Genomic DNA, 6,901 nt, shown 5'->3' on the forward strand with positions numbered 1-6,901 from the left:
CACACCCCCAGGAGACCGCCGTGGCCCGCCGCCCCCTCCCCCGCATCCTGAGCAACGGCAGTGCGCACCTCGCCCGAAGCCGGGATCTGGCCCGGACGGCGGCCGACGGTGCCACCGACGTCCTCCACCCGCTGATCACGATCACCCGTGGACTGCGTCGCCTGGCGGCCGCCGGGCGACGCAAGTGGGCCGACACCCCGAAGGACCAACGAGCGTCGTTGTTCCTCGTGGTGGCGTCGTTGGTGGTGGTGGTGGTCGCCCTGGTGCCGTACGGACCGCTGCTCGCCGTCATCGGACTGATGGCGGCGGCAGCCTGGCACGGCCGGGAGGGTGCCGGGGCGCCCGTCGGCCCCGACGAGGCACAGCGAAAGCGCCTCCAAGCGCTGTACGAGGCCCTCGTGCCCTACTTCACGGCCGCCGAGGACCCCGCGCCCCTCTACACCCACGGAGGTGACTGGCAGAAGGCGTTCACGGAGTACGGCTTCGACGACTCCGGGCGCCTCCAGCGACTGGAGATCCACTACCCGGCGTACTTCACGGACGGCGAGGCCGAGTCCCGCGCGCGGATCGAGCGGGTGGTGCACTCCAAGTCGGGCCGCGGCCGCGAGTACCTGTTCGACTGGGACGAGGAGGGCAACCAGCTCACGGTCACGGTCCTGACGCCTCTCCCCACCGACATCACCGCTCAGCGCTTCGTCACGGCACCGGGCGAGCTGGTACTCGGCTTCACCGACCCGACCCACGTACAGCGCACCCTTCCCGTGGAGCACCGCGAAGAGCAGCGCGACATCCCCCCGGTCGTCTGGCGCACCGGCACCCGCTCCACGGAACCGCACCTGCTGGCGGTGGGTGAACCCGGCAGCGGGACGACGACACTGCTCCGCTCCCTCGCGATCCAGGCCCTGCGGTACGGCGACGTCCTGATCGTCGAGGGCAGCGGCACCGACGAGTACGCGTGCCTGACCGGCCGGGACGGCGTCCTGGCCGTCGAGTGCGGCCTCGCCGGGGCGCTGGCCGGCCTGGAGTGGGCGGCGCACGAGACCGAGCGCCGACTGATCGCCGCGAACCGTGCCCGCCAGGCGGGCCACCCACCGCCGGAGGACACCAGGCGCCCCCTGTGGATCCTGCTGGACCGCCCGAGCGCGCTGGGCCACGTGGCCGCCGCCGACGGCGACCGGGACCCGCAGTCCCTGCTCCAGGTGCCGCTGCGCCACGGCCGCCCGGCGAACGTGACGATCGTCGTCGCCGAACAGTTCGACGGTCTCGACACCCTCTCCGACGCGGTACGGCAGCACACACGCGCGCGCGTGCTGCTGGGCTCCGCCACACCGGAGCAACTGGTGCAGGTCCTGGGCACGCGCCCGCGCACCACGCCCACCCCTGACATCCCGCCGGGCCGCGGATACGCCCGTCTGGGCGCGGGACCCGTACACCGCCTCCAGGTTCCGGCCACCCCGGACCCGTACGACGAGGCCACGACCGAGATCCACCGTCAGACGGTGCTGGACCTGCTTCCGGTCCGGACCGGCCCGGCGCCGGACGAGGTACCGACGCAGACCGACGGGGTGTCCGCCGAGGTCGAATCGACGCCACTGGAAAAGGCGACCGCACGGGTGGACAAGGACGTGATCCCGGCCAAGGACGTGATCCCGGCCAAGGCCGCGGTGGCCGAGGGCTGACCGCCGGGTCAGGCCACGAACGTGCGCGGCGTCTCCGTACCCCCGCCCGCCCCCGTCTCCACCAGCCGCGCCGCAGCGGCGAGCCGCACGGCCGCCTCGTCCGCCACCGCGCCGCCCACGGTGAACGGCAGCCGCACATACCCCTCGAAGGCCCCGTCGACCCCGAACCGCGGCCCCGACGGCACGCGCACGCCCACCCGCTCCCCGGCCTCGGCGAGCCGCGAGCCCGACAACCCGCCCGTGCGCACCCAGAGGGTGAGCCCGCCCCGCGGCACCTCGAACTCCCAGCCGGGCAGTTCCCGGCGTACGGCCGCGACGAGCGCGTCCCGGTTCTCGCGGGCCTGGCCACGCCGGATGCCCACGGCCTCCTCCCAGCCCCCCGTACTCATCAGCCAGTTCACGGCCAGCTGCTCCAGTACGGGGGTGCCGAGGTCGGCGTACGCGCGGGCCGCCACGAGGCTACGGATGACGTCGGGCGCGGCGCGCACCCAGCCGATGCGCATGCCGGCCCAGAACGCCTTGCTCGCCGAGCCGACAGTTATGACGGTCGAACCGGCCGGGTCGAAGCCGCAGACCGGGCGGGGCATCGCGGCGACGTCGAGCTCAGGGTCCAGATGCAGCTCGCTCATCGTCTCGTCGACGACGAGCACGGTTCCCGCGGACCGGACCGCGTCCACGAGCCGCCTCCGTTGGTCCTCACCCGCGAGCGCGCCCGTCGGGTTGTGGAAGTCGGCGACGACGTAGGCGAGCCGGGGCGCCGCGTCCCGCAGCACCTGCCGCCAGCGGTCCAGGTCCCACCCGTCGAGCCCTTCGGCCATGGCGACCGGCACCAGCCGGGCGCCCGCCTCGCGCATCAGCTGGAGGATGTTGGCGTAACTGGGTGACTCCACGGCGATGCGCTCACCACGCCCGGCGAACAGGTGACAGATCGCGTCGATGGCGCCCATCGCTCCGGTGGTGACCATGATCTGCTCGGGCATGGTGGGGATCCCGCGCGCGGTGTACCGCTCGGCGAGCATCGTGCGCAGCGCGGGCAGCCCGGCCGGGTAGTCGCCGTGCGTGTGGGCGTACGGGGGCAACTCCTCCAGGGCGCCCTGTACGGCCCTGGTGAGCCAGGGCTCGGGGGCGGGCAGAGCCGCACAGCCCAGGTCGATCAGTGAACCGAGCGCATCGGGCGGCAGGGGCTCAAGGCCGCGCGCGGGGAGCGGGTTCCCCGCGGGCACGGCGGTCCAGCTGCCCGCTCCCCTGCGGGACTCCAGGAAACCCTCGGTGCGCAGGGCCTCGTAGGCCGCCGCGACCGTCGTACGGCTGACGGACAGGGACAGCGCGAGTTCCCGCTCGGCGGGCAACCGCGCCGCGACCGGCACACGGCCCTCCAGGACCAGCACCCGGATGCCGTCGGCGAGCGCGCGATAGGCGGGCGGGCGGCGGGTGCCCGGGCCCGCTGGGCGCTCCTGCTGGGAGGTGAGCAGCCGCGCGAGCTGGGCCGCGCCCACTGCCGAAGTCCACTGAGCCATGATTCCAGTCCACCTTCCCCGAATTGGCCATGGATGGCATGTCCTGTCGAGCCACAGGGTGTCATGTGTCAGGCCACTGCCACCACCTCAGGGGGGAACGTCTTGTCCAGCGACCCGTCCGACCCGTCCACACAGCGCCGCCTCGGGCGGCGGTTGATCCAGCTGTACGCCGGTCTCGCGCTGTACGGCGCGAGCATGGCGCTCCTCGTGGAGGCGGGCCTGGGCCTGGCGCCCTGGATCGTGCTGGACCAGGGGCTCTCCGAACTCACCGGGCTGACGATCGGCAGGACGGTGATCATCGTGGGGGTCGTCGTGCTGCTCCTGTGGATCCCGCTGCGCCAGCGGCCGGGACTCGGTACGGTCTCCAACGTCCTCGTGATCGGCCTTGCGATGGACGCCACCCTCGGGGTGGTGCCCGACGCGCGCACCCTGGCCGTACGGGTTCTCGTGCTCGTCGTCGGCATCCTCCTGAACGGCGTGGCGACCGGTCTCTACATCGCGGCCCGCTTCGGGCCCGGCCCGCGCGACGGCCTCATGACGGGCCTGCACCAGCTCACCGGCCGCCCGATCGGCAGGATCCGCACGGCGATCGAGGTGGCGGTCGTGGCGACCGGTTTCGCCTTCGGGGGCACGGTGGGCGTCGGCACGGTCCTCTACGCGCTGTCCATCGGCCCGCTCGCCCAGTTGTTCCTGCGCGTGTTCGCCGTCCCCACGACCACCATGGGCAGCACGGTCGTTGCCGCCGGTCCACCCGAGCGAGCGATACTTCCCAGGTGACCACGTCGATCCGCCACCCGTACCTCGACCACCCCGGCCCCATCGCCTTCGCCCACCGGGGCGGGGCGGCGGACGGGCTGGAGAACACGGTGGCCCAGTTCCGGCGCGCGGTCGAGGCGGGCTATCGGTACATCGAGACCGATGTGCACGCCACGGCCGACGGCCATCTCGTCGCCTTCCACGACGCGACCCTGGACCGGGTGACCGACGGTGCCGGCCGTATCGCGGACCTCCCCTGGAAGGACGTGAGCCACGCGCGCGTGGCGGGCGTCGAACCGGTGCCCCTCTTCGAGGAGTTGCTCGAGACGTTCCCCGAGGTGCGCTGGAACGTCGACATGAAGGCGGAACCGACCCTCCATCCGCTGCTGAACCTGATCGCCCGTCTCGACGCCTGGGACCGCGTCTGCGTCGGCTCGTTCTCGGAGGCGCGCGTCGCCCGCGCCCAGCGCCTGGCCGGCCCGCGCCTGGCCACGTCGTACGGCACCCGGGGCGTCCTGGGACTCCGGCTGCGCTCCTGGGGCATACCGGCCGCCCTGCGGCGTTCGGCGGTCGCCGCGCAGGTGCCCGAGTCCCAGTCGGGCGTCCCCGTGGTCGACCACCGGTTCGTCCGCGCCGCCCACGCGCGCGGGCTCCACGTCCATGTGTGGACCGTGAACGAACCGCAACGCATGCACCGGCTCCTGGACCTCGGCGTGGATGGCATCATGACCGATCACATCGACACGCTGCGCAAGGTTCTGGAGGACCGGGGGACCTGGTTCTGACGCCGTTCAGTCCCTCGCGCGGCCCGTTCACGGGGAAGCGAGGAGCACGGGTGGGCACCGACACCGTGCGGACGGACGCGGCCGACGAGGCCGCGGGGCGACGGCGTGAACAGCGCGGCTGGTACTTCTACGACTGGGCGTGCTCCGTCTACTCGACGAGTGTCCTGACCGTGTTCCTGGGCCCCTACCTCACCTCGGTCGCCGAGGCGGCGTCGGACGCGGACGGTTACGTCCACCCGCTCGGCATACCGGTCCGCGCGGGTTCCTTCTTCGCGTACTCGGTGTCCCTGTCGGTGATCCTGGCCGTCGTGGTGATGCCCCTGGTGGGCGCGGCCGCCGACCGAACGGGACGCAAGAAGCCGCTGCTCGCGGCAGCCGCCTACGTGGGAGCCACGGCGACGGTCGGCATGTTCTTCCTGGACGGTGACCGCTACCTCCTCGGCGGCCTCCTGCTCGTGGTCGCGAACGCCGCACAGTCGGTCGCGATGATGCTGTACAACTCCTACCTGCCACAGATCGCGCCCCCCGAGGAGCGCGACGCGGTCTCGTCCCGGGGCTGGGCCTTCGGGTACGCGGCGGGCTCCCTGGTCCTGGTACTGAACCTGGTGCTGTTCACCGCCCATGACAGCTTCGGTGTGTCGGAGAGCACGGCCGTCCGCATCTGTCTCGCGTCGGCCGGACTGTGGTGGGGCGCCTTCACCCTCGTACCGCTGCGACGGCTGCGCGACCGCCGGGCTCCGGAGGGCAGGGCCACGGCTCCCGGCCTGCGCCAACTCGCCGCGACCGTACGGGACATGCGCCGCCACCCGCTGACTCTGGCCTTCCTCCTCGCCTACCTCGTGTACAACGACGGCATCCAGACGGTGATCTCCCAGGCCTCGGTGTACGGCTCCGAGGAACTGGACCTCGGGCAGTCGACGCTCATCGGGGCGGTGCTGCTCGTACAGGTGCTCGCGGTGGCGGGTGCGCTCGGCATGGGCAGGCTGGCGCGGAAGTACGGCGCCAAGCGCACGATCCTGGGCTCGCTGGTGGCCTGGACGGTGACACTGGCCGCCGGATACTTCCTTCCGGCGGGAGCACCGGTCTGGTTCTTCGTCCTCGCGGCGGGGATCGGTCTCGTCCTCGGCGGCAGCCAGGCCCTCTCCCGCTCGCTGTTCTCCCATCTCGTCCCGCCCGGGAAGGAGGCGGAGTACTTCTCGGCGTACGAGATGAGCGATCGCGGGATGAGCTGGATGGGGCCGCTGCTGTTCGGTCTGACCTACCAGCTGACCGGAAGTTATCGGGACGCGATCATCTCGCTCGTCGCCTTCTTCCTCCTGGGATTCGCCCTGCTCGCAAGGGTTCCGGTGCGGCGGGCGATCACCGCCGCGGGCAATCCGGTGCCGGAGCGGATTTAGCACCCGGGGCGAAAGGGCTGTAGTGTACGCGTTTGGCCTGCCAGGCGTACCGTTACTGCGCGTCAAAGATGCCGAAACGCTAGGTGACATCTGCTGTCAGATGTGACAAACAGGGCGCTGGTGGGTACAACAAGGGCGGCTACGACGGCGACGCATGACCCGGAACGGGACACGGAACGGGAATCTTTACCGCCGACCGGACGTTGACCGGATGACGACGACAGCGACACCTGTCCTGTGGGCGACAAGCCCGGGAGGCACGATTCATGAGTGAGCGAGCTCTTCGCGGCACGCGCCTCGTGGTGACCAGCTACGAGACGGACCGCGGCATCGACCTGGCCCCGCGCCAGGCCGTGGAGTACGCATGCGAGAAGGGGCACCGATTCGAGATGCCCTTCTCGGTCGAGGCGGAGATCCCGCCGGAGTGGGAGTGCAAGGTCTGCGGGGCCCAGGCACTCCTGGTGGACGGCGACGGCCCTGAGGAAAAGAAGGCCAAGCCCGCGCGTACGCATTGGGACATGCTGATGGAGCGGCGTACCCGTGAGGAACTCGAAGAGGTCCTCGAGGAGCGCCTGGCCGTTCTGCGCTCCGGTGCGATGAACATCGCTGTCCATCCGCGGGACAGCCGCAAGTCCGCGTAGCCCCTCCGGGGGTTGGGCGGCATACACAGCGCAACCGAAGACCGCGGGCACCGTACGTGTTGTACGGGGCCTCGCGGTCTTTGTCGTGTGCGGGTCCCCTCCGGGGGGGCGGGTGGATCTCGGGTG

6 protein-coding genes are annotated in these 6,901 nt (G+C 71.6%); 5 read left to right on the plus strand and 1 reads right to left on the minus strand.

The window, feature by feature from the left end; translation table 11 throughout:
• Positions 1-20: 20 nt before the first annotated feature.
• On the plus strand, positions 21-1,679 hold the full coding sequence (locus tag FNH08_RS40635) for a hypothetical protein (protein ID WP_322726268.1): 1,659 nt from the start codon (positions 21-23) through the stop codon (positions 1,677-1,679).
• Between the two features lie 8 nt (positions 1,680-1,687).
• On the opposite strand, the gene FNH08_RS40640 is transcribed toward FNH08_RS40635, so the two are convergent.
• Entirely contained in the window at positions 1,688-3,196 is a 1,509-nt protein-coding gene (locus FNH08_RS40640) for an SCO1417 family PLP biosynthesis transcription factor (RefSeq protein ID WP_152776541.1), read from the minus strand.
• A gap of 63 nt (positions 3,197-3,259) precedes the next feature.
• On the opposite strand from FNH08_RS40640, the gene yczE reads away from it, so the two are divergent.
• From yczE to FNH08_RS40660, 4 genes are all read left to right on the plus strand, one after another.
• On the plus strand, positions 3,260-3,973 hold the full coding sequence (yczE, locus tag FNH08_RS40645) for a membrane protein YczE (RefSeq protein ID WP_194238795.1): 714 nt from the start codon (positions 3,260-3,262) through the stop codon (positions 3,971-3,973).
• Positions 3,970-4,737 (plus strand): glycerophosphodiester phosphodiesterase, encoded by a 768-nt coding sequence (locus FNH08_RS40650; protein ID WP_322726266.1) that lies wholly within the window; start codon positions 3,970-3,972, stop codon positions 4,735-4,737. Before yczE ends, FNH08_RS40650 begins: the two co-directional genes overlap by 4 nt.
• Positions 4,738-4,787: 50 nt before the next feature.
• Positions 4,788-6,134: an MFS transporter gene (locus FNH08_RS40655; protein WP_322726267.1), complete on the plus strand. Its 1,347-nt coding sequence runs from the start codon at positions 4,788-4,790 to the stop codon at positions 6,132-6,134.
• A gap of 266 nt (positions 6,135-6,400) precedes the next feature.
• On the plus strand, positions 6,401-6,775 hold the full coding sequence (locus FNH08_RS40660; protein WP_003977404.1) for an RNA polymerase-binding protein RbpA: 375 nt from the start codon (positions 6,401-6,403) through the stop codon (positions 6,773-6,775).
• Positions 6,776-6,901: the final 126 nt, after the last annotated feature.

This window comes from Streptomyces spongiae (assembly GCF_009377185.1).
In the GTDB taxonomy this organism is placed as follows: domain Bacteria; phylum Actinomycetota; class Actinomycetes; order Streptomycetales; family Streptomycetaceae; genus Streptomyces; species Streptomyces spongiae.

Excerpts from the sequence above, each read along its gene's own strand:
- FNH08_RS40640 (WP_152776541.1), bottom strand. The coding sequence starts at position 3,196 with ATGGCTCAGTGGACTTCGGCAGTGGGCGCGGCCCAGCTCGCGCGGCTG.
- yczE (WP_194238795.1), top strand. The coding sequence starts at position 3,260 with ATGTGTCAGGCCACTGCCACCACCTCAGGGGGGAACGTCTTGTCCAGC.
- FNH08_RS40660 (WP_003977404.1), top strand. The coding sequence starts at position 6,401 with ATGAGTGAGCGAGCTCTTCGCGGCACGCGCCTCGTGGTGACCAGCTAC.